The sequence below is a fragment of the Glaciecola sp. SC05 genome, assembly GCF_041380235.1.
Taxonomy (GTDB): Bacteria; Pseudomonadota; Gammaproteobacteria; order Enterobacterales; family Alteromonadaceae; genus Glaciecola.
In genome coordinates this window covers 160,714-187,247 of the sequence record NZ_JBGIYY010000002.1, presented here as the reverse complement: position 1 = coordinate 187,247, position 26,534 = coordinate 160,714, and the positions used below count along the sequence as shown (strand labels likewise).

Here is a 26,534-nt window from a genome sequence, read left to right as displayed (position 1 = left end):
ATAACCTACGGTCAATGTTAACACCAATTATTGAGTGACCACTAATATAATTGCCATAACAATCAAGACTGCGCCCATTACACGATCAAAAATGTAGCCATGCGAGACGTAAGCGCGGCGTACACGCTGGTGACTTACCAATACACTGACCAACACAAACCAACAGCCTGTGGCGAGCGCTAAATATACCCCATATATGCTCTTAGCCACTAAAGTCGATTCTGCGGGTATTGCTAAGGTATAAAGGGTAAAGAAAAAGAGGGTTGCTTTGGGGTTAAGGCCATTAGTAATAAATCCTACGATAAACGCTCTTACAGCACTTTGCGCGCTTACATCCTTGATTGCGGAGTCTTTTCCACTAGTAGCGCCACTGCGCAAGCCCCCTATTCCCATCCACACTAAGTACAAGGCAGCAGCATAGATTAAGGCATTGTAAATCCAAGGTGTTGCCTTAATCAGCAAACTTACGCCCAATATGGAATAAGCAACATGCAGTAAAATCGCTGAGCCAACCCCTAAGCTAGTTATAATGCCTATTTTACGGCCCTGCTGAAGGCTTTGCTTCATTACGACCGCAAAATCAGGCCCAGGACTGGCCACAGCAAAGGCGTGCATCACCGCAATGCTTAGCCAAACGGTAAAATCGATACCCAATTTATTCTCCAGTGCTCATTGGTAGCTCTTCACATTTTCCCCACTCTGACCAAGACCCGTCGTAAACATATAAAGGCGAATATCCGACTGCGTCAGCAGCTTGCGCTAAAATACATGCGGTAACCCCACTGCCGCAGGTAAAAGCCATTGCCGCATGCTTCATGTCATCGGGCGTAGCGTCTTGAAAAATCTCTTTAATCTGTTGAATTGGCAAATACGCACCATTTTTTTCTTGCAGGCGCTGGTAATGGATATTGCCAGAATTAAAAATATGACCGCTACGCAGGCGAGGGTCTTGCTCGGGGACTGCGCCGCTAAATCGAGGGGCACTGCGCGCATCAAATAATGGTAACTGCGGTTTATCAACGCAGGCTATCTGACCAGCTATAAAGTCTTTATCGACAAATTGATAATGAGGATTTGGATGTGCCTTGAAATTGCCCAGTGCAGTCGCATTTGACAAACCATCTTGGGTGCTAGCGCCTGTCGAGAGCCACTCTCCTAAGCCGCCTGATAAAACTTTAATAGAATCGTGTCCCATGCTTTTAAACATGAACCAAACCCTTGACGCACAAAAGTTTCCAATGTCATCGTAGACGACGATATCGGTATCAACATTAATTCCCAAACGCCGAACCTCTTGCTCAAACACTTCTTTGCACGGCATGGTGTTAGTCAAATCTGAATGTTTATCAACGATAACATCTTTAAAATCGAATAATTGTGAGCCTGGGATAAACGCCGAGGGCTGTTGAATCACGCTTTGTGGCTTAGACGCCGCTGCATGGTTAGAAGTCGTATACAAGATACGCAAAGCAGGATGATGTATCTCTGATACCAGCTGAGTAACCGAGATTTCGGATGCAAGCATGCACTTTCCTTAATGTTTATACTGGGGTCACGTTATCCAGTTTCTTGCGCTTAATCAAGGGAGTTATTGTCTTTACAGCTGAGCAAAAATCGTTTGATATTGACGGATAATATTCTCTGTAGCCGACTTTAAACTAGAGCCTCGTTCTCTAAGGGTCATTTCTTCATCGACTGAAGCACTGGTAACGACTTTAGCGCTCTTTATATCTATTAACTCTAAGTCAATGTTTGAATAGATTTGCAGGCTACTCGAAATTGACATTGCCCCTGACTTAACATTTCCCAGCACAATAGCCTCAGCATCCAGCTCCTTCGCAATTGCCTGCAATGTTGAAAAAGAAGCGCCCTGTATATTTGAGCCCAAACCAAGCTTAATCGAGACCGCTAAAATACGGTCGTGTCCTATTATTTTGAGGTTTGGATGAGCTTCAAATTCATCTATAAACTTTTTATAAACGTAGTTTGCAGTATCGCCTTTAATGTGAGGCAATAATATCCTTTCATAGTCAATGTTGGCGAAATTTTTATGAATACGAGCTTGCGAGCTGCAGGCACTGAGTATCAAACATAAAATAATCGAAGCGAATAGTTTCATCGTTAGCCTTTTCAACGTGCTTTCAGAAATTTATGAATGAAACTTGTAGAAGATATACTAAGATATAAAGAGAATGGTGCCCGGGGCCGGACTTGAACCGGCACACTCTTACGAGCGAGGGATTTTAAATCCCTTGTGTCTACCAATTTCACCACCCGGGCACTGATTTAATGCGGATTGGAGGCGGAACCCGGAGTCGAACCGAGATCCACGGATTTGCAATCCGCTGCATAGCCATTCTGCCATTCCGCCTTAATTTGCTCAACGTTTGTTCAAACTTGGAAAAGCAAAACATTTCAAAACATTCTTATAAGAAAGAATTGGAGCGGGAAACGAGATTCGAACTCGCGACCTCGACCTTGGCAAGGTCGCGCTCTACCAACTGAGCTATTCCCGCTCTGAAATGCGTGGTGCATTCTACCTGCAAAACAACGTGTGTCAACTACAAATCTGCTGAAAATAAGCTACTTAGCTAATTTTTAAGCACTTCGCCTAAAAACCAAACGGTATGCTAAAAAATCGTACAGCAGCGTTAAACTATGCGTCCTTGAGCGCGCGATATCCTGCAACGGCATAAGCCATCATTGACCAAAGTGACAGTGCAGCGGCAAACCACAGCAAAATATAACCCAGTGTCACCCAATATATGGTCACGCCCATGAATACTTCTAAGCCTGAAAGCAGACCAATCAAGGCCAGCATCTGCGCCATGGTTTTTGCTTTACCTAAAAAACTAACTTTTACCGCATCAGATGCGCCCTGCTCGCTCATCCATTCGCGCAGGGCCGATACAAAGATTTCACGCATGAGCAAAACGATTGCTGGGACGGTTATCCACAAAGTAGCGTATGTATGGGTGATCATCAGTAATGCAGCGGCGACAATCAACTTGTCGGCAACAGGATCAAGAAATGCCCCAAAGGCGCTAGACTGTTTGAGTTTACGTGCTAAATAGCCATCAAACCAATCAGTAATAGCAGCTAGCCAAAATACGAAGGCACCGGCCTCATGTGCCCATTTCCAATCTAAAAAGTAAATGGTCACAAAAACAGGTATTAACACCACTCTTAGCAGAGTGATGATGTTAGGTATTGTCCACATTGTATAAGTCTTTTTCGTTTTTTATTACGACGGTTACAATGATATCAGATCCTCCACTTAAGCGTGTAAATAATCATAGATAGTATCGGCTAAATCTTCACTTATGCCGGGCACTTTCGCGATTTCTTCTTTACTGGCTTTTTTCAAACCCTGTAAGCCGCCAGTATATTTTAACAAGGCTTGGCGGCGCTTAGCCCCTACCCCTGGTATCTCTTGCAGTACAGATTGATTCTTTACTTTTTGACGACGTGCCCGATGCCCGGTTATTGCGAAACGGTGTGATTCGTCACGTATATGCTGCACAAGATGCAAGCCAGGCGCGTCAGGCTGTACAGGAATAGTTTCATGCGTATCCGCCATAATAAGCGTCTCTAAGCCCGGTTTACGCGTGGTGCCTTTTGCCACACCAACAATCAACGGCGTGTATTCAGGGGGCCAATCTGCAAAGTGTTGCTCGGCTTGTGACAGCTGTCCCTTGCCGCCATCAATCAATAATAAGTCTGGCAGTTTTGCATCATCGGATGGTTTTTTGTACCTGCGCTTAAGGGCTTGCGCCATCGCAGCATAGTCGTCACCAGGCGTAATCCCCTCGATGTTGAAAGTTCGATAATCGCTTTTCAAGGGGCCATTTCGATCAAATACCACACAAGAGGCTACTGTTTGTTGGCCAGAGGTATGTGATATATCAAAACACTCCATCCGCTTAATAGGGTTGTCAGTGCTGAGTAGTTTTTCCAAATCACTAAAGCGAGCAAACATCGATTTTTGCTGATTTTGTTGCGTTTCTAAGGCATTTTCGGCGTTGGTGTTAGCTAACTTTAAGTATTTACGTTTTTCATCTCGCACGCCTTCATAAAACGCTATTTTACGGCCCGATTCAATTGAAAGGACGTTTTCCACGTCTGGCATCTCATTAAACCTAAAAGGCACGACTATTTGCTTTGGAATGAGTTTATTCCCTGCTAGATAAAACTGCAGTAGAAAAGACTCGAAAATCTCTTCACTAGTCGCACCTTTTGGTATTTTAGGAAAAAACGACTTACTCCCTAACAGCTGGTTATCTCTTACAAACATGCCATAAACGCAGGCAATACCGTGCTTAAACGAAAACCCAAACACATCCATTTCTTGCTGCGTACCTCTAATTAACTGCTGCTCTTGGACTTTACGAAGCGCACTAATTTGGTCACGATAGCGTGCAGCGGCCTCAAAATTTAAATCTTGGCTCGCCATTTCCATTTTGCTAACCAAGCTCTGAATCACTTCTGAGTTTTTACCTTTTAAAAACATTACCGCTAAGCGAACCTGTTCAGCATATTCTTCATTTGATACATAGCCCTCGACACAAGGCGCCGAGCATCGTTCAAGTTGATATTGCAAACATGGTCTGGTGCGATTGCGATAGTAGCTGTCATCGCACTGACGAATAGGAAACAGGCGTTGCATAGAGCGTAAGCTTTCACGCACCGACCAAGCACTTGGATAAGGTCCAAAGTATTCGCCCTTGGCTTTTTTTGTACCGCGGTGAAACCCTAATTTTGGATGTTTGTGCTCAGATAGGAAAATAAAGGGGTAGGACTTGTCGTCTCTCAGCACCACGTTATATCGAGGTCGGTATTTTTTAATATAATTATTTTCAAGCAGAAAAGCTTCGGTCTCGCTGCTTACCAAGGTGACATCAATATGTGCGATGTGAGCCACCAGAGACTGCGTTTTAGTGCTGTCTACGGTGGCTCTAAAATAGCTGTTTAAGCGTTTTTTTAAATTTTTTGCCTTACCTACGTAAATAACGTCCTTGGCAATATTGTACATGCGGTATACGCCTGGTTGCTGCGATACACTTTTTAAAAATTGCTTAGAATCGAAGTTGTTAAGCTGTTCACTCATCAGTCGCTATAAATTCGCGGTTTGTATAAGATCGTGGCGCAACGCTAAATGAGTTAACTCAACGTCTGACTCAATCCCCAGCTTATGAAACGTACGGTATCGATAGGTATTTACGGTTTTCGCACTTAGACTGAGTGTCCGTGCAATTTCTGTAACCTTCACTCCACGAGTAATCATCAGTGTTATTTCAAGCTCTCGCTCAGTAAGGGCCTCAAAAGGATTACTTTGATTTAAATCGAGGGCACCGATGGCAATTTTTTGAGCAATTTCGGGAGAGATGTACTTTTGACCACTAGACACCTTGTAAATTGCATTAATCATTTCACTATAGTCAGCGTCTTTAGTTAAAAACCCATATGCGCCTGCCTGCATAATTTTTGCGGGAAGTGGATTTTCTTTGTGCATTGACAGACAAATGACTCTTGTTCCGTCGCATACTCTTAATACTTTCTTTGTTGCTTCTAAGCCACCAATACCGGGCATACCAATGTCCATTAGCACTATATCTGGCGTATGCTTTCTACAATAGGCAACGGCATCTTCGCCACAACCTACCTCTGCTACCACCGAAAAGTCTTTTACGTCGTTGAGTATTCGACTTATTCCCGTCCTTACGAGCTCATGGTCATCCACTACTAATATCTTGATCATGTCGTAAACCAGCCTAATTATTGTTTCACATACCGAGCAGGCAATTGCCCTGCGCTCAAATAGTATCTTACATCTGTATTTTTTTTAAAACAGTTTTTTCAGTAGCCTTTGCATTGCATTTATCCGTGTACGTTTTTGCTTGATGATTGCGCAAACGTATTGTTGCGAGGCATGAGTGCCCGATAATACACCTACACTTATGGTTGTTTTATACTCACCACAACATACCATCCCATACTTGGAATATAGCTGGCACCTAGAAACATTTGTTCAGATGTTTCAATAAAGCTAGTTTGCTGTTCATGCATGACTTTTGAAACGGCCTGCTCGCCGAACAAAGTGTTAATATTGACACTACCGGCTATGGCGCTGTTAGCATGGACCTGAACCTTTCCGCTACTATCCACTAAATAGACATCCCCCTGCTTAGCAAACTCAGAGGTGTTTAGCATTTCAACCACGCCATCAAAGGAGGTAGCTATTCCTGATAAGCCATTGCCGTTTAGCTGTTGATAATTGACGTAAACATCTACCCGCTTTTTATTCTGATCGTGATAAACACTGATCAAATCTTGCTGCATACTTTTAAGATAAGCAAAATACCAAGTGTCGATGCCTGTTTGCAGCACTCTCAAAAAACCTTCGTGATTCCAATATTTATGCGATTTTTTATCGGCAAACGAAGCGCTGGTAAGGTCATACTCTTTGACATAAAAACCAAGTTTTTCAACTAACAGATTTACTTGGTCCTCAGGAAAATCATCGTTTACCCATGCTTGAATATGTGTATCGTTAGCAATGCTCTTTGCAATTAGCTTCATTTTATCGATTCTGGCTTCGATTGTTTGGCTGAGCTGCATAAGAGACAGATGCATGTTTTTTAAGGTCAAGGCCTGACTCACGCCATGACTGCTATCTTTTGCCCATACAGGATGGCTAATCAAAACAAATGTTAACAATACTGAGCATGCCCATGTTCTAGGAATAATGGCTAGGTGTGTCAAATAAGCATTTTTCATTTTTATTCTTCTTGTAGATGAATACTGCATAAAAAAGTTACACAAGCCTAAAGCTTTTGAGCGCATCAGTACATTCTGTTTTTACGATATTCTTATCGAGCTTTTTGCAGAATTGACTGTTTTTCTAACTACTTCGTTTATAATGTGCTTAGATTTTTTAGCAACATTGATCACTCACGGTTATGACTGCATCTCATTTCACTATACAGCCGCGCATTGCATTGCTCACAAAGCATGGCAAACAAGATATCCTGCAGCCTATACTAGCATCAGAATTTAACACGTCTATCATCCATACCGATAGCTTTGACACCGACAGTTTAGGCACATTCGACCGTCGCGTTGAGCGCACGCTATCTCCCGTGGGAGCGGCCTTAAAGAAAGCATATTTAGCCTGCGAGTTAACCGGCAGCTCACAAGGGATTGGCAGTGAAGGCAGTTTCAACTCATTTATTACAGGCGCAACGGTAAACAAGGAAGTACTTGCTTTTGTGGATCTTAAGCTTAATTTAGAAGTAATTGGATTTGCCGAGCAGTTTATTGGGTTGCAAACGCTGGATGCCAAAAATGAAGTTGAGTTAGGCGAAAAAATGCAGCCATTTATAGAGCGCTTTGGCCATGCACAAAAATGGATGCTTTATCAAAATGAGTCTTGGCAAAAAGGATTGGCATTTAGCGATCTACTGCCATTAATACAACGCTGGCCATGCACCATAGAGCCCGACTTTAGAGCAATGAACTGCCCACCGCGCCAGCAAACGATAGAAATGGCTGCGCGGAACCTTATAGAATGTCTAAAATCTCATTGCCCAAAATGCGACGCCGTCAATTTTGTTAAAAAATATGATGCCGAATCAGTGCAATATTTACGCTGTGAATTTTGCGCTTCGAACACCAGCAAACTGGCACCTGCAAAGGTCAAATGTGACAATTGTGGCCATATTGAACACGACAGCAACGCGCCTGAAACCGCATCAATGATGTATTGTATGAGCTGTAATCCTTGAGCTCTTTTGCCTGCTAAATTTAGATTAACTAAATAAGACAATGGCTCGCTGTTTATTTAATGCTACAAAATTGCTCAACGATGCCTTAAGTAACAAACCTACAGGCTCCGTGTGACTCTAAAAAATACATTGTGATCACGTACTGCAGAAGAGAGACCTTTTAAATACCTAAACTCATACTTAAAGTCACCAAAACTGCCGCTTACAGCGGGTCCTAAATATAGTCCTTGTTCATCGAATGAGGAAAAGTGTCCAGCTTCACCGTGTTGATTTAACATTTGCATGCCTACTCTAAGACCGTTTTCTAGTTTACGACTGAAACTCGCTCGCGTTTGCACAGTAATGCCGTTTAGCTGACGACTGCCGCCGATTTGCTTTCCTAATATGATTGTCGCGCGCATTCTATAGCCATCATTTAAATCCCATTGGTTGCCCCAATTAACAGCAAATTCCTCGGGTCTGCTGCCACGGCGGGTTCTAAGATCAAAGCGCAGCGCACTTGACCAATTATCGTTTGCAGATGCCTTTTTAAAGTTAAACAACAGTTCAGTTCGAAAGAAGTCATATTCAAAGTTATTTCTGTCGCGATACTGCATGACGATGCGGGCACGAAAAGTGTCATTGAAAGCGTGTTGGTAATGCAGGCGATATGCCCAGTTATCTTGTTGACTGCTGTCATCGGCGAGCGTCACTGCACTTCTAAACTGAATGCTACGATCATTTGGATTGATGTTTGGTCCCATCACCCCAGATATATTAGCCTGCGCAATTGGCAAGTGAGTAATTATTAGTAAAGACTGAACACAAAAAACCAGAAGATAAATTAGTTTCAATTGAGCGACCCTAAACGTGTAACAAACATAGTTAAGTTATTTCTCCAGAGACCATTGGCTACTTACATGAGCTATCAAACTAACATTAAGATATATCGGGAATGTCCAATAATGCAGAATGACTTTTTTGAAAATGACCACCCATCACTTGCTTCTGCTAGCATGAATATCGCCATGCAAAAGATTCAGTTGACTACGGTAATCATGACACATTTATGACATTAATATGAAGCTTTTATTAATTATTTATGACATAAAATAATGGGTAGAATTCTACAAAAACGCGTTGGACTAAATTTGTAGCCATGCACAAGCTTTTGAAATGTTAAAGCGTTCGGGTAATTTCGAAGCAGTACAGAGACTCATGTAAATAATTATATCTTGACGTCAAGATATAATAGGCGTATTTTTATACAAAAGGTAAGCTCAATAAAGGATACGCAGTAAATTATTATGAAACTAAATATTTTTAAAAATTTTTTCAAACGCAAGCATCCCTACTTGCCTGTTGCCTACTTAGGTAGAAAAACGGTCGAGCGCTCACTAGGGGCAGACATTGTTAAACAAAAAAAACTAGTAGATATTGCGGCTACAGAGCCTCATGGTTCAAAACTAGAAAAGAAACACGCTTAATATCATTTAGGTGCTGACAGTAAACCTATCAGCACTCACATGCATTTTCAGCCTTTTGGTTTCTTGCTGTAAAGCATTGACGCCAGCACACGATCCTGTCTAATTAAACCATGGTAAAGCGCACCTAACACGTGCAGCGCGATAGTGAGAATTAATAACCATGCTATCCAAGCATGAAGCTCTCTAAAGATTGCGTAAGCCTTTATATTCGCATCAAGCAATTGCGGCAAGGTAAACCAACCAAACACATTCACTGACCTACCATCTGCGCTTTGCATTAGCCATCCGGAAAGCGGCATTAATAACATTGCTGCGTAGAGTGTGAAATGACTAAGCCTTGCCACCCTCTTTTGTAAATCTGGCATTTTTTTCGGCAGTCTAGGTCGAGGCGTTAAATATTTGTTCACCAGCCTGATAACCAGCAGCAATAATAACAACACACCAAAAGACTTATGTAAGCTAAGAGCTACAGGTTGCCAAACGGCTAGGCTTTTCACCATAGACAAACCGACCAATAGCATGCTGATGATCAATATCGCCATACTCCAATGCAGCAAGCGGCTGCGAGTCGGGTAATATTTAATGGCTTTGCGTTCGGTCATCTTTTACTCGTCCTCAGAATGTGAATTGAGTTCATTATCTTCCCCCCTCAAACAACACGTCGCTCGCGCGTCGTCTAAACGACTCCGCATAGGCTGCAGATCGTGCTCTTAGTATTGGATCTGCGGAAGGCTCAACGCCTTGTGGTAGTACTAGAGGGTCAAAATTACGGTCTTGGCACATGCCCTGCTCTGCATGCCTTTGAATCACAATCTGGCCGGCACTGATGGATGTTCTTTCTGGTGGCCATAAGATCGTAGGGTTATTTTCATCATCAGTGGCCTCGGCAAGGGTAACCAAAAAGTTAAAACGAATGTCGCCAGTTGATAAAATCTCAATCAACTGAGCCTGCAAAGCATCTGGCTTAGCAGTATCTAACTCTGGAAATTGCTCAGCGCTTGAGGGCTCAAGACGCCAGCGAAAGGCCCGCTTATCGCCCTCTTTATTAAGCAAATAAAATGCATTAATGCTGTGATAAGTCTCAGCAGCGAAGCTGTTACTTGGCACATAACTTTGTTTCCAATCTAAAAATGCACTTGTTTCTGGGTGGTCCTTGAAGAACTGTTGAATCCTTTGAGGATTAGCTTGCTTTGTCTCAGGATCCGGTGCCATAGCAGTAAGTTGTGCATAGAAAGCCTCAGGTGTTGCTACAGGCATAACAGGAGGCGTGTTCATAGCCATTCGCCATTCAGAATTTTGTGAGTTGCCGCTGTCGCTCATTGACAAAGCCAAACTGCGCACGGGCGATTGCAAATCGGGTGCGCTTGGATCGTTTCCTGAAATTGAAAACCTGCCTACAAACGGATGTGTACCTGTTTGTAATACTGTTGCCGAAGTGTATGTGCTTAATGCGCCATTAGACTCAAACACCCCAGTTATGCAACTACCCTTAGCATGGGCACGCCTAAAGCCGGCGTGTGGAATCTTACCCTGTTGTAAATCTACAAACTGCTGGGCAGAGACAGTGTTTCGGTCGACATAAGCAAATATCTTATAGAACAAAAAGAAGAACACGGGCAACACGATAATGAAGCCAATTAGTCGCGCTTGTTTTTCTGGAATTTTACTTTTAAACCTTAGATTCGCAGCTTTTTCTTGGCGCTTTTTCATGCATTAAAACCCATTATTGTTTGTGCGTGTTCTAGTGTCATCTATGCGATAAACTCACGATATTCACACCACCCTACTATGCAGACAGATGCTAAAAAAAATCAATGGTAATAAGAGCTTATCTTGAAGTCAAGATTGTTATTATTTAAAGGTTTGTTTTTACTTTAGTTATTTGCCGATTTCCTAGTCTTTTTTATTCCTAGAAAACAAGCATAAACACTGTCATATTAATGTAAAGAATAAGTGGCAAAGTGTCGTTATAACAACAATTGATCAGAGTTTAATAAATGGATGGTGTGAATAAGAAAATCAAGCAATGGGCCAAGCAAATGCCCAAGCTGAACACGGCTCCGATGGCCTTGACGGCAAGGTTGCAGCAGGCCTCTAAGCACATCACAGAAGAGCTTAACAGCACATTCAAACATTACAAGCTCAGTGATGCAGGCTTCGAGGTAATGGCAACGCTATTGCGAGCTGGCACCCCCTACTCACTATCACCAGGACAACTGCTTGATCAGATGTCGATCACATCTGGGACGCTGACAACTCGCATTGATAAACTTGAAAAAAAAGGCCTAGTTAAGCGGAAAACCAAAAAAGACGATAAACGCGGCGTCAATGTGGCGCTCACAAAAAAAGGCCTAAAGCTGATCAAGGAAGTGGTGGTCGAACATGCTCAGGCACAAGAATCGATTGTCTCGGTATTGGATGAACAAGAGCAGCAAACCTTTGTTGTGCTATTACAAAAACTATTAGCGGCTAATCGCAAAGACCTAAAATAACAATTCGTTTAGTCTTTTGACATGATACTAGACAAGGGCAGCACTGTCGTCTGCTTCATGGTTTCCATAACAAAACCAGCGGTTACTTCAAATAAATCTGCAGCAATCAGCTTTTGATATAAACGGTCATACCCGCTCATATCAGACACTATGGCTTTTAGCAGATAATCTACGTCACCGCCCATTCTATACACTTCAGTAATACCGGATATATCTTGAACTGCAGCTTTAAAATTTTCGGCCCATTTTGGATTGTGCTGGCTGGTGCGCACAGAGATGAACACTGTTAAACTTAAACCTATTTTTGTAGGTTCTAAAAGCGTTACTCGCTGCCGGATAACACCATTTTCTTCAAGCTTTTGAATCCTGCGCCAGCATGCCGATTTAGAGATACCAATTTGCTCGGCTAAGTTACCTACGGATAAGCCAGCGTCTTCTTGCATTAGGCCCAATAGTTTTGTGTCAAGTTTATCCATAAGCATCTTCCCTTCATTATGATTCATAAATATAGCATTTACCGAAACAGCGTTCGAACATATTAACAATTTACGCATAAAATGGAACTAATGTTTCATTTTTACGCATATATACTTTAGGTCATGATACATAAGCACAGCGTAAGTTCATGCAAACCTTGCTAAGCAAAATTAATACCTCAGTAATAGGCGCAAATGCACCCATACATACGCCCTTTGGTGAAAAACCATTAATTTATGCGGATTACACCGCGTCTGGACGCAGCCTTCGTTTTATAGAAGATTATCTGCAGAGCAATGTATTGCCATGGTATGCCAATACTCATACCGAAACATCTTTCACTGGTGCCCAAACAACTCGCCTCAGAGAGGAGGCTCGCGCTGAAATTCGCAAAGCTGTAAACGGTACAGGCAGTGATAAAGTGGTATTTTGTGGCTCTGGGGCAAGCTCTGCTATCGATAAAATCATGCACATACTGGGTTTAAAAACCGGTAACACCGCGCAAAACAGCGCGCGAACTGATGATGGTATGCAGAGTTCTTCAAAAGCAGTCGTTTTTGTCGGCCCATATGAGCATCACTCTAATGAACTACCCTGGCGTGAAAGCAATGCACAGGTGGTGTGTATACCGCTCACAAAGTGCGGTCAAATAGACATCAATGTACTTAAACAAAAGCTAGAGCAGTATGATAATCGGACGCTAAAGATCGGCAGCTTTTCTGCGGCGTCTAACGTCACCGGTATTTGCAGCGATGTACAAGGCATAACACAGATGCTGAAACAGCACGGTGCCTTGAGTTTTTGGGACTATGCCGCGGCTGCACCCTATGTAAAAATTGATATGAATGGCGCAGCGCCAATAGATGCAGTGTTTATTTCGCCTCATAAATTTGTTGGCGGGCCGGGCACACCAGGGGTGCTGGTTGTTAAAGAACATATTGTACGCAACACCGTTCCGGCGCTCGTAGGCGGCGGCACAGTAGCTTACGTTACGCCAACCAGACATGTATTTATTGGCAATATTGAACGCAAAGAAGAAGGTGGAACACCTGCTATCATCGAATCCATTCGCGCGGGTCTGGTGTTTAAGCTGCAACAACAAGTTGGTATCGAAACCATCGAAAAGCTCGAACAAAGCATGGTAGATAGGGCAATGGCTGTTTTTAATAGCGTTGACAACATCGAAGTATTGGGCAGCAATACCGCAAAACGCCTATCAATTTTTTCGCTGCGTTTTAAGCATAGGAATAAAGACTTACATTACGCTTTTATAACTGCTTTACTAAATGATCTGTTCGGCATTCAGGCCCGTGGCGGATGCTCTTGTGCAGGACCGTATGGGCACGCACTGCTGAATATGGATTATGAATATAGTGAAAAAATTGAGCAGGAGATTAGTCGCGGAAATATGGCGCTCAGACCAGGTTGGGTGAGGCTTAACTTTAACTATTTTATATCTGAGGCTGAGTTTACCTACGTATTAAGCGCGCTTAAACTGGTTGCCGAGCATGGTTGGCGCTTATTGCCCTATTATAAGTTAGACCGCAGTGCTTGGAGTTGGCGCTATCAAGGTAAGTTGCCTGATTTGCCTGCTTCTCTTGAAGCTTTTAACCCAATCCAAGATTGCGCCAATCATCAAGCATTGACTGCCGAGGCACCCTGTTACGAGGCTTTGTTAAAAGCGGCTGAAAATGAACTAACTAAAAGCAGACAGCATCAAGCACATTGTCCGCTCGAGTTATCACCATCGTCAGAGGCCCTGCGGTGGTTTGCACTGCCGCAAGATTGCTACAACGAGCTTCAAACATTGCCTGAGGCGAGCTAATTTGACACTGTGCTTTGCACTTCGATGGAAATCAGCTCTACATCAAATATTAGCGCTGAATAGGGTACTATCTTACCCGTACGTCTATTTCCGTATGCTAAGTCTTCGGGTATATAAAAGCGATATTTAGCGCCCTCCTTCATCAGCTGCAGACCTTCAGTCCAACCGGGAATTACTCTATTTACGGGAAAAGAGCTCGCCTCACCTCTAGAGTAGGATGAATCAAACTCGTCTCCGTTAATTAAGGTCCCTCGATAATGCACTTTTACAGTATCTTTCGCTACAGGCGTATTTCCATCGCCCTCTTTTAATACCGTATATTGTAAACCGGTTTCGGTGGTCATGATATTTGCTTTTTGAGCATTTGCCTCCAAAAAGGCAGTACCTAAAACATAGGCTTCACTTTGTTCTTTTTTTATAGAGCTGTCGGTACATGCACCCAAAAAAATAGTGCAGGCAAGCAATACTAACAATAAGTGGTTTTTCATCGTGATCTCCATAAGGCTATTAGTCGATACTCGCATGAATATTGCCTTCAGATCCATAAACAAATAGACACTAACTGAAAGATTGACCGACAAGCATTCATCAAAGCAATAAAATGGTGATAAGCTAAGCCATATAGCAAGCCTAAGGAAACAGCATTGAGTGATATTCCCCCAGATTTATCCCCTAGCCTGCTCGCTAAAATCGGCGATGCTATTGGCGATAAACTCGCCGCATACCTTTCAAAACCTCGAGAGGGCTATCAGACGTTTAGTACTTTAAGCACCGAACAGCTTAAAACGACGCTGCAGCCAGGTGACTTAATCCTAGTTGAAGGGAATAGTCGGATAAGCAGTGCGATTAAATACCTAACGCAGTCCACTTGGTCTCATGTTTGTATGTATATTGGCGAGCATCCTGATCTTCAGCCTATTTTGGAGGCTGATTTAATTGAGGGTGTTATTACCGTTCCGCTAGACAAGTACAATGGTTTTAATTTGCGTATTTGCCGTCCGGTTAACTTACGCCCCGATGATACCCAGTCATTGGTAAACTTCTCAATATCGAAGCTTGGTCATCAATATGACAACAAAAATATCATCGATTTGATGCGTTATTTGCTCCCGACACCACCTGTGCCCCAGAGGTTTAGGCGGGGTTTGTTGGAATTTGGCAGCGGTGATCCCACTAAAGCGATTTGCTCTACTTTAGTTGCTCAAGCATTTCAATCCATTCGCTACCCTATTTTACCGTTGACGGCACAGGTAGATGGGGAAGCTAGCAGCTTAGAAGACACGAACCTAGGACATGCTCGAACAAGACGGATCCAACGTTTAAAAGAATTAATGTTTAAAAACGATATGGTGCTAACCCGACGCCACTACAGTCACTACACACCTCGAGATTTTGATCTTTCTCCCTATTTTGAAGTGGTAAAGCCGACCCTTTGCTGTGGTTTTGACTACAAAGCCATTAAATGGGCAAACGATGAGGCTGAATAACAACATATATTCGACCTAAAGTGTGAATATTTGTTTAGCATTGGCGTAATCAGATACAAACAAGTAGATTTAGTGAATGTCTGAGTTAGCAATCTGCGTTAGCATAGCTGCTGCAAGACTTTTATTAATAAGGAATTTAAATGTCTGTTTATGAAATAAAGCATCCTTTAATTCAACACAAAATGGGGCTAATGCGAGCCGCTGGTGTGAGCTCTAAAGACTTTCGAGAGCTGGCAAGTGAAGTCGCAAACCTTCTGACATATGAAGCGACTAGAGACTTGAGCGTTGAGCAAGTACAAATTGAAGGTTGGAACGGTGACCCGATTGACATTGAGCACATCAAAGGTAAAAAAATAACCGTTGTACCCATTTTACGAGCAGGTTTGGGGATGTTAGACGGTGTTTTGAGACTGGTGCCCAGTGCTAAAATCAGTGTGGTTGGTTTATACCGAGATGAAGAGACATTGCAACCTGTAGCCTATTTTGACAAAGTCGTCGCCGATATTGACGTGCGTACCGCGCTCATTGTTGACCCCATGTTGGCGACAGGCGGGACCTTGATTGCCACCATAGACCTTCTAAAAAGTAAGGGTTGCAAGCATATATTGGGCTTATTTTTGGTGGCCGCTCCTGAGGGTATTAAGGCTGTTACTGATTTACATCCCGATGTCGATATCTATGTAGCCGCAATAGATCAGCGCCTTAACGATCAAGGCTACATATTGCCGGGTTTAGGAGATGCCGGCGACAAAATATTTGGGACCCGATAGTGAGTGCACTTGCAACATTTAACGCGTTATTAATTTAATAATATCCAATAGAATATAATTGTGAAGCGTTCAAGACGTTCCTTAACCGCGATATCCCACAAATGGCATTCCAGACTGATGTATTTAGTTGGCGTGCAGTTGTGTATTTGGGCGCTGTCTGGTCTTTATATGGTAAGCCTCGATATACACGCTATTCATGGAGATGATCGTGTTAAAAATCCCGCATATGTCGATGTACAGTCGGCAAACTATCCCTTAACTGCCGTCGCCAATCGTTTTCCTGAAATGAGCGGCGCGAAGTTAGTTCAAGGTTTAGAGCATGCGCTCATCCAAGTGAATTTTCGTGATAATCCCTACACCGCTATTTTATTGAATGCGAATACCGGCGAGGCTTTACCGCAACTTAGCGCTGAGCAGGCAGAAAAGATTGCTCTAAATATGTTTAGTGGGATTTCATCAGTCAGCAAAGTAACCCTGTTACAAGAAGTGCCTGACTACGTGCCGGCACGTTATGCACCAGTTTATGAAGTTGCATTTAACACCTGGGATAATTTACATTTTTACATACACGCAACAACCGGGGAAATTGTAACGAAGCGCCATAGCATGTGGCATATTTTCGATTGGATGTGGCGCTTGCATATCATGGACTATGACGATGGTGAAAACATACACAATCTGTTTTTACAAATAGTCGCTACATTAAGTATCTTATCCATTATTTTCGGTGGAATATTACTCTGGTCACGAAGACGTTTTACTCAACAATCTTTACTCGTTAGCAAACCATACTACAAGCACTTACTGGTGGCGCACAAATATATAGCGCTGGTCGTTTTCGCCCAACTGTCTGTGTGGCTTGGCACAGGTCTTTATCTATCGCTAATTGAAAAACAGAAGATACCCTTACTTCCCCTCACTAAGATTGATTGGCAACACGTCATACCCGACAATGTTAGTTTTGCAGATTTGCTGCATGATAAACCCCCAATCATTGGAGCTAAGCTGCAAAATATATTTGGTGCACCCTATCTGCTGTATACCGAAAGCCAAGGCTATCATCGGAATTTCACAAGTGATAAACAGCTTGTTGATCTGACAAACGGCTCGCTATTCAACATCGAGCAAAAACAAATTAAGGCGTACTTTGCGTTCATCGAAAAGCCGATTGAAAAGATCACTCGTTTAGATGAGGGATCATCAGACATCCGCGGTGAAATGAATGCAACGTGGCGAGTAGATACTGCCAACACAAGCTATTACTTTGATGCCCGCAGCGCAGAGCAACTTGCATCTTTCGATTTTAAAGCGCGCATACATGACTTAATGATGCGTCTGCACTTTATGGACTATTTCAGTAAGGGCATTTTAATCATAGTTGGAACATAATTTTCAGCGTGGCACTTTTATTACTTAGTATCAGCGGCCTGCTTTTTACATGGCGACGTATCAGCCTATCTAAAAATAGAAAATAAACCGGTATCTTGTCGATTGGCATATAGATTTATTATTGCCTGATACGACTGCTCACGTATATTGTATACTCGGGCATAAAAAAAACCGCCATAAAGGCGGTTTTTCTGTATTTGGCGGAGAGTGAGGGATTCGAACCCCCGGAACGTTTGACCGTTCGTCTGATTTCAAGTCAGGTGCATTCAACCGGGCTCTGCCAACTCTCCAGAGGCCCGCATATTAAAAGCCTATGGCGATAATGTAAAGTCTAATTGTCAAAAAATCGTAAAAACCTGTTTCAATCGCACAATTTTCCGACATGTTTACATCGTCGAACAGGTTATAATAGAAAACACTTGAAAAAGTGAACCAAACACCATACAAACAGCCTAATATATATCGAGTCGTTTACTCGTTATTAGCAGTTTAACAACACTTATGCATTATTTGGAGATACAAAATGGACAGGCGTACTATGTATTCAAGCGCGGCAGACCGCCCAGCGATTGAAATTAATAAGGTACTTCGCAATACTTACATGCTGTTAGCACTAACCGTTGCGTTCAGTGCGGTCACAGCTACTATCACTACATTTTTACAAATTGGCATTATTGGCTATTTTGTGATGCTTATTGGTGGCTTGATCAGTCTGTTTATCGTAAATAAAAAGGCTGACTCTGCCGCTGGCTTGTTTTGGGTGTTTGCTTTCACTGGGTTATTAGGTGGAGCACTGGGTCCAATCTTAAATATCTATTTAAACGCGGGTGCCGGCCATATTGTAATGCAGGCCCTTGCAGCAACGGCTGTAGTGTTTTTCGCACTGTCGGGCTATGCCTTAGTCACTAAGAAAGATTTTAGCTTCTTAGGCGGTTTTTTGATGGTGGGCTTAGTAGTTGCTATCGTTGGCATGTTGGCTAACATCTTTTTACAAATCCCAGCTATGAGTATGGCAATCAGCGCACTGGTTGTGTTTATCATGTCGGGTTTGATATTGTTTGACACTAGCCGGATTGTAAATGGCGGAGAAACCAATTACATTCGTGCAACCACAAGCCTCTACCTAAATATCTGGCAGATGTTTGTTCACATGCTTGCGCTTTTAGGCATGGGCGGCGACGACTAAACCACAAAACTTTATTAAAACGCCCCGTTTTTTGGGGCGTTTTTGTTTGTGTCACTTCCCTGTATACTTCCCCAATTAAACTATAACTATCGTTAAGAAATGTAAAACCATGCAGCAATTCGCGCTATTTGTAACTAAAAGCTCATATGATTCGCGCAATGCCGAGTCAGCCTTCGCATTTTGTGAAGCTGCAATAGCATTAGGACACAAAATTGAGCATGTATTCTTTTATCAAGCAGGTGTTCACAATGCATCAGCATTAATTGAAGTAAATGCTGATGAAGTCAATATGAAAGAGCGCTGGGAGCTTCTGCATGCAAAACATGGTGTGCCTCTTTATGTGTGTGAAACAGCAGCTACTCGCCGTGGTGTAATATGTTCACGCCACAGGGTAGATAGTGATATACAAAATATGAACCCATCTTTTCAATCAGTAGGGATGAGTGCGTATTTTGCCGCACTGCATAACGAAGCCATTAAGAGTATTCAGTTTTGAGTGCATATCTACTAATTATTAGCACCCAAGCGCCTTACCATAGCAGTGCCGCTATCGATGCTTTTGAGGCAGCCCTAGCGGCTAGCAATGTTGGACTACAGGTCAAAATATTATTAGAGGATGATGGCGTCTATCAATGTGTAGAATCTCAACAAGCTGAATCAATTTTCCATAAAAATACCTATAAAAAACTGTGTTCACTCCCCCTTTATGATATTGAAGATATTTATGTAGACAAAGCCAGTATTGATTTTCGCGGGTTACGCATAACTAATGACGGGAAGCTTTCTTACTCGATTATTAATCAAGATGATGTGCTTTTGCTTAAACGTGCATCCCAACAAATTCTGGTGTTCTAGCGATGTTAATTCAAGTAATGTGCAATAAGCTTGACCAAGTGACAGCCTATATTGATGATGAAAGTATTCATTTTGTATTGCTGCAAAATGGCGTGTATCTTTTGCCTAGATTATTGACCCTAGTCTCCCCTCATCGGATTAAGGTACTCGATGTTGATTGGCGCGCTGCTGGCCTTGATGCGCAATTTAATGATCACCCTGCGATTAACAATAAGCACGTAAATTATATAAGTCATACTCAATGGGTAGTGCTCTGCGCAGAGCACACCCCTGTTATGACTTTGCAATAAACAAGGAATCACTATATTGAATCAAGCTCAGCGCTGCATAAGTGTAAATGGCAAGGACATTTTGCTGGATAAAAATGGCTATCTCAGCAATATGTCACAATGGAGTGAGGAACTTGCTCTTGCTCTGGCAAAGCAAGAGCAAATGGTGCTGAGTGATAAACATTGGGAAGTCATTTATTTTGTGCGAGAATTTTATCAAACCTACGACACCAGCCCCGCTATTCGCGCACTGGTAAAGGCTATGAAGGATAAATTTGGACCCGAGGTAGGCAATAGCCGATATTTACATCGCTTGTTCCCTGATGGCCCAGCCAAACTTGCCACAAAACTTGCCGGTTTGCCCAAACCGGCAAAGTGTTTATAGACTTTTAGTTACATCGTCGATTGTATTTCTGTGAGTCCATTCATATATGGCACGAGCACTTCAGGAACCGTTATACTGCCATCAGCCCTTTGATAGTTTTCTAGGATCGCCACTAAGGTTCGCCCTACTGCCAAGCCTGAACCGTTTAGCGTGTGCAGTAATTCTGGCTTTTTCATGTCTTTTGATTTAAAGCGGGCCTGCATTCTGCGGGCTTGGAAATCGCCCATGTTAGAGCAGGAGCTGATTTCTCTATACGTATTTTGCGCGGGTAGCCACACCTCAAGATCATAGGTCTTGCATGAGCCGAACCCCATATCTCCGGTACACAATATCACCTTGCGGTACGGTAAATTTAGCTTTTGTAAAATTACTTCAGCATGCCCTGTTAACTCTTCTAAAGCCTGCATAGAGCTATCGGGATGTACTAACTGCACCATTTCGACTTTATCAAACTGATGCTGTCGAATGAGGCCTCTGGTGTCTCTGCCGTAGCTGCCGGCTTCACTTCTAAAGCAAGGAGTATGCGCTGTCATTTTCACCGGTAGCTCATCAGCATCGAAGATGTGGTCGCGGGCAATATTGGTTAAGGGCACCTCAGCTGTGGGTATCAACGACATACCTTGCCCTTCTTCGGTGGCAGGTTTGGTATGGAATAAATCTTCACCAAATTTTGGCAGTTGGCCGGTGCCGTATAGGCTTTCAGAGTTTACTAGGTAAGGCACATATACTTCGTGATAACCATGCTCTTGGGTATGGCAATCGAGCATGAACTGAGCCAATGCCCTATGCATGCGCGCCACAGCCCCATTCATTACCACAAAACGAGAGCCCGATAGCTTTGCCGCGGTTTCAAAATCGAGGCCGTTGCTTAAGCCTTCGGCCACATCGACATGGTCTTTTACTTCAAAATCAAAACTTGTTGGCGTGCCCCAGGTTAATATTTCAACATTTTCGTCTTCTGATTTACCGATAGGAACGCCCTCAGCGGGTAAATTCGGCGTTTCTTGATAAAAAATGTTAATAGCACTTAGTACATGCTCTAAAGCCGACTTCGCCTGCTCTAGCTTATCGCCTAACTCACTGACTTGAGCGAGCAAGGGAGTAATGTCCTGCCCTGATGCCTTTGCTTTGCCGATAGCTTTAGAGCGCGTGTTACGCTCATTTTGTAGCTCTTGTGTTTCAACCTGCAGGGCTTTGCGTTTTTCTTCCAATTCATTATAAGCTGCAGTATCGAGTACAAAACCTCTGCTAGCCAATGCTTCTGCGGTCTGGTCAATTTGATTGCGAAGCAAACGTGGGTCTAACATAACAATTACTATCCTTTCATTAATGTCATTGCACACCATACAGCCGCAAGGCATAGGCACACGTTAAGTAAAACCGTGATCCCTGCTCGCATCCACTCACCTTGCTGGAGGAACAGAAATACTTCTAAAGAAAACGTAGAGAATGTTGTCAAGGCCCCTAAAAAACCAACGGTAACGAATAGTTTGAGGTCACTTTCAACGTCAGATTGCTGCGAAAACCAAGCAAATACTAAACCTAGAAAAAACGAGCCTACTACGTTAACGCTAAGGGTAGCAAAAGGCAGGCTTTTGCCCAACAAATTTGTCAGAGTTAAATTAGCAAACAGTCGCAAACAGGCACCAAGAGCACCACCGACTGCTACGTATAAATATGTTACCCACGTAATCGTCATGTTGACGAGCCTTGTATTTGCAAATTAAAAGAATGCTTGTTCATATCACTGCTCATTCTTTGCATTATCCTCTAAATTCTGTAAATAGGCGATTTTTTGTAATAGCTGCTTTTCAAAGCCACGTGGATTGGGCGCGTAGTATTGTTGACTGCCCATACTGTCAGGAAAGTAAGATATATCTGTTGCATAAGCTGTATCAAGGTTATGCGGATACACGTATTCTTTGCCATGCCCTGCCTCTTTTGCCAAAGCAGAAGGGGCGTTGCGAAGATGCAGCGGTACCGCTTCGCTATGATATTTTAAGGCATCTCGCTTGGCCGCTTTAAATGCGTTGTACACAGCGTTACTTTTTGGCGCTAAAGCGCAATAAATAACCGCTTGCGCAACGGCTCGTTCACCTTCAGCTTGTCCCACCCTATGATAAACATCCCATGCGGTTAAGCATACTTGTATGGCTTTTGGGTCTGCGTTGCCGATATCCTCTGACGCTATTGCCAACAGTCTTCTGCAAATTGGTGTGACATCGGTATTTGCCGTTAACATACGCGCAAACCAATAAAGTGCAGCATCGCTTGCACTACCACGGATAGATTTATGAAAAGCAGACAGCAAATCGTAATAATGGTCACCCTGTTTAGCAAATGCAGCAATACTCTCGCCTACCGCTACTTCTAGGGTCTGATGATCTATCATGCGAATGCCAGCATCGTTCAGTTTGGCAATATCTGAAGCAATTTCGATACTGTTAAGTAAGCGCCGAGCGTCGCCATTGGCAAATATGATCAGTGCATCTTTGGCCTCTTTCGATATAGCTACTGCGTGCAAGCCATCATTAGCGTTGAGGTGAGTTAAGGCACGCTCGCACAGCATGTCCATATCCTGCACATCAAGTGCTTTTAAGGTGAACACGCGCATCCTTGACAGCAATGCGTTATTAATAGAAAACGAAGGATTCTCAGTGGTTGCACCAACTAAGCGAATGACGCCGCTTTCTACATAAGGTAAAAAGGCGTCTTGCTGGGCTTTATTAAAGCGATGTATTTCGTCCACAAACACCAAAGGCACTGAGCCAAACATACCTTCCTGTTGCTCTTGTGCCTGTTGGGCGACCTGTTTGATGTCTTTTACACCCGAGTTGATAGCCGACATAACTTTAACGTCAGTGTCGAGAACTTTCGCCAGCACATTTACCAAGGATGTCTTACCACAGCCGGGAGGGCCCCACAAAATCATTGAGGGAATGTTTTGCTTTTCGGCTAGCATGCGAAGAATGCCGGTCTTGCCCATTAAATCGGGGTTGCCTACATAATCGCTAAAACTATTAGGACGCAACAAACTGGCAAGGGGGCGAGTTTGGCTCATTTGCGAGGGGCTTGAGATTTCTTCACGTTTATGGCTGCGCGGCAGACTTGCGCTGGTCATCAACAATGTATGACTCGGGTATATCCACTCGAAACGCAGAATCAGCAATATTGAGATTATGTTGGATGCTACTAAACTCGATGATGTTTGACTGTTGCTGACGATCTACAGAATGTAAGGACTGTAAAACACCTTCAACAAAACGAAGCTTGAGTAAGGATATATTGGCATTTTCATCATTTGACTTAAGCCAGTACTCTCCATTTTCATAAGATATATCGACCTTGTCCCAAGCCTCAGTATCATCTGATATTAACAGCATCAATGGATTGTTGTTCACGATGTCGGCTTGATCTAACAAGGTGACTTGCTCAACGAAGGGATCGAGGTTGTATATTACCAAACCATCTGCAACAAACAATGAAGCATCAGGCAAGGACACCTCCCATCTAAGCATGTTTGGTTTCTTTAGAGACATAAGCCCTTCAGACTGCTGCAGGGTCTCGCCCTCTGCGTCTTGAATTAATTGTACAAAGCTCGCACGGTAGCTCTGAAGACTACCTAATATGGGTTTAAGGCTGTCGCTAGCGCTTGTCTCTTGAGAATGCGTAGAAAAGGCAATTGAAGATAAGCATATAATCGCAAGGCTAAACTTTGAAAATGACACAAGTTGCATATTAATCCTTAGGCGGCGGTGGCGCGAGGACTTCGCGGTTACCATTATGGCCGGCAGTACTTATGACGCCGTCCATCTCCATTTGTTCAACTATCCGGGCAGCGCGGTTGTAGCCAATTCTAAATTTACGCTGAATGCTTGATACCGATACTTTGCGGGCCTCGGTAATAAAGGCGATAGCTTCGTCGTAAAAGGCATCATAATCTTCACCAGAGCTCTCCCCCTGCTCACCCGGTAGCAATATCTCACCGGAACTTTCACCGTTGAGAATTTCATCGATGTACTGAGGGGCACCGCGCGCTTTCCAGTCAGCAACAACGGCGTGGACTTCATGATCGTCAACAAACGCTCCATGGATACGCGTGGTGATGCTTGTACCGGGGGGGTTATACAGCATATCACCCATACCTAGCAGAGATTCTGCTCCCTGCTGGTCTAAAATGGTACGTGAATCAATTTTGCTAGATACCTGAAAAGCAATGCGGGTAGGAATATTGGCTTTTATCAAGCCAGTAATTACATCAACCGAAGGACGCTGTGTTGCGAGTATAAGGTGTATACCAGCTGCCCTTGCCTTTTGAGCGATGCGCGCAATGAGCTCTTCGACCTTTTTACCAACGATCATCATCATGTCAGCGAATTCGTCAACAATCACCACAATTGACGGGAGTTTATCTAATGCAGGAGCAGTCTCTTCCATACTCTGACTAGGCTGCCATAGTGGGTCGTAAATATGCTCGCCTTTTGCAGCGGCATCAGCAATTTTTTTGTTATAGCCCTTAAGATTACGTACCCCTAATGCTGACATTAAACGATATCTGCGCTCCATCTCACCTACACACCAACGCAAGGCGTTGGAAGCCTCTTTCATGTCGGTTACCACTTCGGCTAATAAATGCGGAATGCCTTCATATACCGAAAGTTCCAGCATTTTGGGATCGATCATGATCAAGCGCACATCTTCAGGCGTTGATTTGTACAGCAAGCTTAGAATCATCACGTTCACACCTACTGATTTACCTGAGCCTGTGGTGCCAGCAACTAATAAATGAGGCATTTTGCCTAAATCAACAATGACCGGATTACCAGATATGTCGGCCCCAAGTACCATGGTCAATGGTGACTCACTGTTTTGAAAAGCCTCGCAGCTGATGACTTCACTTAGGCGCACCATTTCTCGGTGTTTATTGGGTAACTCTAATCCAATTACCGATTTACCAGGGATTACCTCAACTACGCGCACCGATATCGCCGACATGGCGCGCGCTAAATCTTTCGCTAGCGCCGTGATGCGACTGACTTTTACGCCAGGCGCTAAATCGAGCTCAAACCTTGTGATGACCGGCCCAGGCAGCACATCAACTACGGTAGCTTCAATATTAAAATCGGCGAGTTTAGCCTCTAATAACCTTGAAACTTGGTCTAATTCTTCCTGCGAAATAGGGTTTTCTCTCTTGTTGGCTCTTTCGAGCAGGTCGAACGAAGGCATGGGCGTTAATTGGCTGCTCTCGCCGTCTCGAGAGTCTATTTCTTGTTCGTCAGCACCTGCGTCGCTCTCAGGCGCCAAGTCACTAATGCCTGACTTTGATGCCTTGACTGGCTTTGTCGCATTTACTTTTGTATCACTGGAAAACGGCGGCAAATCTTCATCGAATACTTCGTCAGGGATGCTAAACGATGGCTCAATGGCTTTGGGTGCATGTGGCGCCGCTCGCAGACTCGTAATTGTGACTTTACCGGCGTCCGCGCTAGCTTTGTTAGCTTGGTCTTTTTTATTTTTAGGACTTGGCAGGGATAGTTGACCCACTCTATTGGGTAAAGCAATCAATTGTTTAGTAGACACAATACTTACCTTACCAATCCCATCAACGATACTCATCCATGAAATACCGGTTGCAAGGGTAAAGCCTGTGCAGAAAAAGCAAAGCAGTAAAAGCACCGAGCCAATAAAGCTAAAATGCGGTAATAAGGCCGCGCTGATAATGTCGCCCATCGCGCCGCCTGCTGAGACACTGTAGAAGTCATCAAAGTTAATGCTGGCAATGCCGGTAAAACCGAATATGAGAAGCACAATACCAATAAGACGCAGGCTAATGGTTAAATAATCAAGTTCTTTTAAACTGCGCAAATGTAAGAATACAAACCAACCAATAAAGGCTAAGGCAAAAGGCACCAGATATGCGGTCCAGCCAAAAGTGAATAATAATATATCAGCAAAATACGCCCCAACCGCGCCCATCATGTTTTGCACATCTGGGCTCAATCCTGCTTGCGACCAGCCAGGATCGCTTGGGTGAAATGATGCTAACGCGACCAATAAAAAAAATGCAAAGCCGCATGATAAAATCATGCCTACTTCCATTATTCGCTGTATGCCTGACAGTCGTGACATCTTATTCGTATGTTCTTATT

General features: G+C 43.4%; 29 protein-coding genes and 4 tRNA genes. 12 read left to right on the top strand and 21 right to left on the bottom strand.

Annotation, left to right across the window (positions count from 1 at the left end):
• Positions 1–27: 27 nt before the first annotated feature.
• The 10 genes from AB9H30_RS02645 to AB9H30_RS02600 all read right to left on the bottom strand — a co-directional run bounded on the left by AB9H30_RS02645 (position 28) and on the right by AB9H30_RS02600 (position 6,777).
• Positions 28–615: a LysE family translocator gene (locus tag AB9H30_RS02645; RefSeq protein WP_371193195.1), complete on the bottom strand. Its 588-nt coding sequence runs from the start codon at positions 613–615 to the stop codon at positions 28–30.
• Positions 616–655: 40 nt separating this feature from the next.
• The gene (locus tag AB9H30_RS02640) at positions 656–1,525 is read right to left on the bottom strand and encodes a sulfurtransferase (protein ID WP_371193070.1); all 870 of its coding nucleotides are present in this window, start codon (positions 1,523–1,525) and stop codon (positions 656–658) included.
• A 72-nt stretch (positions 1,526–1,597) separates the two neighbouring features.
• Positions 1,598–2,119, bottom strand: a complete 522-nt coding sequence (locus AB9H30_RS02635; protein ID WP_371193069.1) for a hypothetical protein — start codon at positions 2,117–2,119, stop codon at positions 1,598–1,600.
• A gap of 74 nt (positions 2,120–2,193) precedes the next feature.
• A tRNA-Leu gene (locus AB9H30_RS02630) sits at positions 2,194–2,280 on the bottom strand.
• A 17-nt stretch (positions 2,281–2,297) separates the two neighbouring features.
• Positions 2,298–2,371 (bottom strand) — tRNA-Cys (locus tag AB9H30_RS02625).
• A gap of 69 nt (positions 2,372–2,440) precedes the next feature.
• Positions 2,441–2,516, bottom strand: a tRNA-Gly gene (locus AB9H30_RS02620).
• Positions 2,517–2,656: 140 nt separating this feature from the next.
• Positions 2,657–3,220: a CDP-diacylglycerol--glycerol-3-phosphate 3-phosphatidyltransferase gene (gene pgsA, locus AB9H30_RS02615; protein WP_371193068.1), complete on the bottom strand. Its 564-nt coding sequence runs from the start codon at positions 3,218–3,220 to the stop codon at positions 2,657–2,659.
• 57 nt (positions 3,221–3,277) lie between these two features.
• Positions 3,278–5,107, bottom strand: a complete 1,830-nt coding sequence (gene uvrC / locus AB9H30_RS02610) for an excinuclease ABC subunit UvrC (RefSeq protein WP_371193067.1) — start codon at positions 5,105–5,107, stop codon at positions 3,278–3,280.
• Between the two features lie 6 nt (positions 5,108–5,113).
• A complete protein-coding gene (gene uvrY / locus AB9H30_RS02605) occupies positions 5,114–5,758 on the bottom strand; it encodes a UvrY/SirA/GacA family response regulator transcription factor (protein WP_371193066.1) in 645 nt (214 codons plus the stop codon).
• A gap of 197 nt (positions 5,759–5,955) precedes the next feature.
• Positions 5,956–6,777, bottom strand: coding sequence for a chemotaxis protein (locus AB9H30_RS02600; RefSeq protein ID WP_371193065.1), 822 nt, complete (start codon positions 6,775–6,777; stop codon positions 5,956–5,958).
• A 182-nt stretch (positions 6,778–6,959) separates the two neighbouring features.
• Here AB9H30_RS02600 and AB9H30_RS02595 point away from each other — a divergent pair, with 182 nt between their 5' ends.
• Positions 6,960–7,784, top strand: a complete 825-nt coding sequence (locus tag AB9H30_RS02595) for a DUF6671 family protein (RefSeq protein ID WP_371193064.1) — start codon at positions 6,960–6,962, stop codon at positions 7,782–7,784.
• Between the two features lie 98 nt (positions 7,785–7,882).
• On the opposite strand, the gene AB9H30_RS02590 is transcribed toward AB9H30_RS02595, so the two are convergent.
• Positions 7,883–8,617 carry a hypothetical protein gene (locus tag AB9H30_RS02590; protein ID WP_371193063.1) on the bottom strand — a complete coding sequence of 245 codons (735 nt, stop codon included), beginning with the start codon at positions 8,615–8,617 and terminating at the stop codon, positions 7,883–7,885.
• 453 nt (positions 8,618–9,070) lie between these two features.
• Between AB9H30_RS02590 and AB9H30_RS02585 the strand changes: the two genes are divergently transcribed.
• Positions 9,071–9,250: a hypothetical protein gene (locus AB9H30_RS02585; protein WP_371193062.1), complete on the top strand. Its 180-nt coding sequence runs from the start codon at positions 9,071–9,073 to the stop codon at positions 9,248–9,250.
• 47 nt (positions 9,251–9,297) lie between these two features.
• On the opposite strand, the gene AB9H30_RS02580 is transcribed toward AB9H30_RS02585, so the two are convergent.
• Positions 9,298–9,852 (bottom strand): cytochrome b, encoded by a 555-nt coding sequence (locus AB9H30_RS02580; protein WP_371193061.1) that lies wholly within the window; start codon positions 9,850–9,852, stop codon positions 9,298–9,300.
• Positions 9,853–9,886: 34 nt separating this feature from the next.
• Entirely contained in the window at positions 9,887–10,960 is a 1,074-nt protein-coding gene (locus AB9H30_RS02575; protein WP_371193060.1) for a catalase family peroxidase, read from the bottom strand.
• Positions 10,961–11,247: 287 nt separating this feature from the next.
• Here AB9H30_RS02575 and AB9H30_RS02570 point away from each other — a divergent pair, with 287 nt between their 5' ends.
• Positions 11,248–11,742 (top strand): MarR family winged helix-turn-helix transcriptional regulator, encoded by a 495-nt coding sequence (locus AB9H30_RS02570; protein ID WP_371193059.1) that lies wholly within the window; start codon positions 11,248–11,250, stop codon positions 11,740–11,742.
• Between the two features lie 8 nt (positions 11,743–11,750).
• On the opposite strand, the gene AB9H30_RS02565 is transcribed toward AB9H30_RS02570, so the two are convergent.
• On the bottom strand, positions 11,751–12,218 hold the full coding sequence (locus AB9H30_RS02565) for an Lrp/AsnC family transcriptional regulator (RefSeq protein WP_371193058.1): 468 nt from the start codon (positions 12,216–12,218) through the stop codon (positions 11,751–11,753).
• Between the two features lie 149 nt (positions 12,219–12,367).
• On the opposite strand from AB9H30_RS02565, the gene AB9H30_RS02560 reads away from it, so the two are divergent.
• A complete protein-coding gene (locus AB9H30_RS02560; protein WP_371193057.1) occupies positions 12,368–14,044 on the top strand; it encodes an aminotransferase class V-fold PLP-dependent enzyme in 1,677 nt (558 codons plus the stop codon).
• Here the strand turns inward: AB9H30_RS02560 and AB9H30_RS02555 are convergent.
• On the bottom strand, positions 14,041–14,532 hold the full coding sequence (locus AB9H30_RS02555) for an FKBP-type peptidyl-prolyl cis-trans isomerase (protein WP_371193056.1): 492 nt from the start codon (positions 14,530–14,532) through the stop codon (positions 14,041–14,043). The genes AB9H30_RS02560 and AB9H30_RS02555 overlap by 4 nt on opposite strands.
• Before the next feature lie 156 nt (positions 14,533–14,688).
• Between AB9H30_RS02555 and AB9H30_RS02550 the strand changes: the two genes are divergently transcribed.
• From AB9H30_RS02550 to AB9H30_RS02540, 3 genes are all read left to right on the top strand, one after another.
• Positions 14,689–15,531: a YiiX/YebB-like N1pC/P60 family cysteine hydrolase gene (locus AB9H30_RS02550; RefSeq protein ID WP_371193055.1), complete on the top strand. Its 843-nt coding sequence runs from the start codon at positions 14,689–14,691 to the stop codon at positions 15,529–15,531.
• 140 nt (positions 15,532–15,671) lie between these two features.
• Positions 15,672–16,301: a uracil phosphoribosyltransferase gene (gene upp, locus AB9H30_RS02545; RefSeq protein ID WP_371193054.1), complete on the top strand. Its 630-nt coding sequence runs from the start codon at positions 15,672–15,674 to the stop codon at positions 16,299–16,301.
• 60 nt (positions 16,302–16,361) lie between these two features.
• Positions 16,362–17,690, top strand: a complete 1,329-nt coding sequence (locus AB9H30_RS02540; RefSeq protein WP_371193053.1) for a PepSY domain-containing protein — start codon at positions 16,362–16,364, stop codon at positions 17,688–17,690.
• 198 nt (positions 17,691–17,888) lie between these two features.
• On the opposite strand, the gene AB9H30_RS02535 is transcribed toward AB9H30_RS02540, so the two are convergent.
• Positions 17,889–17,980, bottom strand: a tRNA-Ser gene (locus AB9H30_RS02535).
• Between the two features lie 233 nt (positions 17,981–18,213).
• Between AB9H30_RS02535 and AB9H30_RS02530 the strand changes: the two genes are divergently transcribed.
• From AB9H30_RS02530 to AB9H30_RS02510, 5 genes are all read left to right on the top strand, one after another.
• Complete coding sequence (locus tag AB9H30_RS02530; protein WP_371193052.1) at positions 18,214–18,876, top strand: Bax inhibitor-1/YccA family protein; 663 nt, start codon at positions 18,214–18,216, stop codon at positions 18,874–18,876.
• A 109-nt stretch (positions 18,877–18,985) separates the two neighbouring features.
• On the top strand, positions 18,986–19,372 hold the full coding sequence (tusD, locus tag AB9H30_RS02525) for a sulfurtransferase complex subunit TusD (RefSeq protein WP_371193051.1): 387 nt from the start codon (positions 18,986–18,988) through the stop codon (positions 19,370–19,372).
• Positions 19,369–19,731, top strand: coding sequence for a DsrE family protein (locus AB9H30_RS02520; protein ID WP_371193050.1), 363 nt, complete (start codon positions 19,369–19,371; stop codon positions 19,729–19,731). Before tusD ends, AB9H30_RS02520 begins: the two co-directional genes overlap by 4 nt.
• Positions 19,732–19,733: 2 nt before the next feature.
• Positions 19,734–20,021: a hypothetical protein gene (locus AB9H30_RS02515; protein WP_371193049.1), complete on the top strand. Its 288-nt coding sequence runs from the start codon at positions 19,734–19,736 to the stop codon at positions 20,019–20,021.
• Positions 20,022–20,037: 16 nt separating this feature from the next.
• Complete coding sequence (locus AB9H30_RS02510; protein ID WP_371193048.1) at positions 20,038–20,385, top strand: TusE/DsrC/DsvC family sulfur relay protein; 348 nt, start codon at positions 20,038–20,040, stop codon at positions 20,383–20,385.
• Positions 20,386–20,393: 8 nt separating this feature from the next.
• Here AB9H30_RS02510 and serS read toward each other — a convergent pair whose 3' ends face one another.
• The 5 genes from serS to AB9H30_RS02485 are packed head-to-tail and all read right to left on the bottom strand — an operon-like array spanning position 20,394 to position 26,514.
• Positions 20,394–21,692 (bottom strand): serine--tRNA ligase, encoded by a 1,299-nt coding sequence (gene serS, locus AB9H30_RS02505; RefSeq protein ID WP_371193047.1) that lies wholly within the window; start codon positions 21,690–21,692, stop codon positions 20,394–20,396.
• A gap of 8 nt (positions 21,693–21,700) precedes the next feature.
• A complete protein-coding gene (gene crcB / locus AB9H30_RS02500; RefSeq protein WP_371193046.1) occupies positions 21,701–22,084 on the bottom strand; it encodes a fluoride efflux transporter CrcB in 384 nt (127 codons plus the stop codon).
• Positions 22,085–22,129: 45 nt separating this feature from the next.
• A complete protein-coding gene (locus AB9H30_RS02495) occupies positions 22,130–23,506 on the bottom strand; it encodes a replication-associated recombination protein A (protein WP_371193045.1) in 1,377 nt (458 codons plus the stop codon).
• Positions 23,475–24,122, bottom strand: a complete 648-nt coding sequence (gene lolA / locus AB9H30_RS02490; protein WP_371193044.1) for an outer membrane lipoprotein chaperone LolA — start codon at positions 24,120–24,122, stop codon at positions 23,475–23,477. Before lolA ends, AB9H30_RS02495 begins: the two co-directional genes overlap by 32 nt.
• Position 24,123: 1 nt before the next feature.
• Positions 24,124–26,514 carry a DNA translocase FtsK gene (locus tag AB9H30_RS02485; RefSeq protein ID WP_371193043.1) on the bottom strand — a complete coding sequence of 797 codons (2,391 nt, stop codon included), beginning with the start codon at positions 26,512–26,514 and terminating at the stop codon, positions 24,124–24,126.
• Between the last annotated feature and the right edge of the window lie 20 nt (positions 26,515–26,534).

What these genes read in the sequence shown, in the direction of transcription:
- AB9H30_RS02645 (WP_371193195.1), bottom strand. Translation starts at nt 615, where the DNA reads ATGCACGCCTTTGCTGTGGCCAGTCCTGGGCCTGATTTTGCGGTCGTA.
- AB9H30_RS02640 (WP_371193070.1), bottom strand. Translation starts at nt 1,525, where the DNA reads ATGCTTGCATCCGAAATCTCGGTTACTCAGCTGGTATCAGAGATACAT.
- AB9H30_RS02635 (WP_371193069.1), bottom strand. Translation starts at nt 2,119, where the DNA reads ATGAAACTATTCGCTTCGATTATTTTATGTTTGATACTCAGTGCCTGC.
- pgsA (WP_371193068.1), bottom strand. Translation starts at nt 3,220, where the DNA reads ATGTGGACAATACCTAACATCATCACTCTGCTAAGAGTGGTGTTAATA.
- uvrC (WP_371193067.1), bottom strand. Translation starts at nt 5,107, where the DNA reads ATGAGTGAACAGCTTAACAACTTCGATTCTAAGCAATTTTTAAAAAGT.
- uvrY (WP_371193066.1), bottom strand. Translation starts at nt 5,758, where the DNA reads ATGATCAAGATATTAGTAGTGGATGACCATGAGCTCGTAAGGACGGGA.
- AB9H30_RS02600 (WP_371193065.1), bottom strand. Translation starts at nt 6,777, where the DNA reads ATGAAAAATGCTTATTTGACACACCTAGCCATTATTCCTAGAACATGG.
- AB9H30_RS02595 (WP_371193064.1), top strand. Translation starts at nt 6,960, where the DNA reads ATGACTGCATCTCATTTCACTATACAGCCGCGCATTGCATTGCTCACA.
- AB9H30_RS02585 (WP_371193062.1), top strand. Translation starts at nt 9,071, where the DNA reads ATGAAACTAAATATTTTTAAAAATTTTTTCAAACGCAAGCATCCCTAC.
- AB9H30_RS02580 (WP_371193061.1), bottom strand. Translation starts at nt 9,852, where the DNA reads ATGACCGAACGCAAAGCCATTAAATATTACCCGACTCGCAGCCGCTTG.
- AB9H30_RS02575 (WP_371193060.1), bottom strand. Translation starts at nt 10,960, where the DNA reads ATGAAAAAGCGCCAAGAAAAAGCTGCGAATCTAAGGTTTAAAAGTAAA.
- AB9H30_RS02570 (WP_371193059.1), top strand. Translation starts at nt 11,248, where the DNA reads ATGGATGGTGTGAATAAGAAAATCAAGCAATGGGCCAAGCAAATGCCC.
- AB9H30_RS02565 (WP_371193058.1), bottom strand. Translation starts at nt 12,218, where the DNA reads ATGGATAAACTTGACACAAAACTATTGGGCCTAATGCAAGAAGACGCT.
- AB9H30_RS02560 (WP_371193057.1), top strand. Translation starts at nt 12,368, where the DNA reads ATGCAAACCTTGCTAAGCAAAATTAATACCTCAGTAATAGGCGCAAAT.
- AB9H30_RS02555 (WP_371193056.1), bottom strand. Translation starts at nt 14,532, where the DNA reads ATGAAAAACCACTTATTGTTAGTATTGCTTGCCTGCACTATTTTTTTG.
- upp (WP_371193054.1), top strand. Translation starts at nt 15,672, where the DNA reads ATGTCTGTTTATGAAATAAAGCATCCTTTAATTCAACACAAAATGGGG.
- AB9H30_RS02530 (WP_371193052.1), top strand. Translation starts at nt 18,214, where the DNA reads ATGGACAGGCGTACTATGTATTCAAGCGCGGCAGACCGCCCAGCGATT.
- tusD (WP_371193051.1), top strand. Translation starts at nt 18,986, where the DNA reads ATGCAGCAATTCGCGCTATTTGTAACTAAAAGCTCATATGATTCGCGC.
- AB9H30_RS02515 (WP_371193049.1), top strand. Translation starts at nt 19,734, where the DNA reads ATGTTAATTCAAGTAATGTGCAATAAGCTTGACCAAGTGACAGCCTAT.
- serS (WP_371193047.1), bottom strand. Translation starts at nt 21,692, where the DNA reads ATGTTAGACCCACGTTTGCTTCGCAATCAAATTGACCAGACCGCAGAA.
- crcB (WP_371193046.1), bottom strand. Translation starts at nt 22,084, where the DNA reads ATGACGATTACGTGGGTAACATATTTATACGTAGCAGTCGGTGGTGCT.
- AB9H30_RS02495 (WP_371193045.1), bottom strand. Translation starts at nt 23,506, where the DNA reads ATGACCAGCGCAAGTCTGCCGCGCAGCCATAAACGTGAAGAAATCTCA.
- lolA (WP_371193044.1), bottom strand. Translation starts at nt 24,122, where the DNA reads ATGCAACTTGTGTCATTTTCAAAGTTTAGCCTTGCGATTATATGCTTA.
- AB9H30_RS02485 (WP_371193043.1), bottom strand. Translation starts at nt 26,514, where the DNA reads ATGTCACGACTGTCAGGCATACAGCGAATAATGGAAGTAGGCATGATT.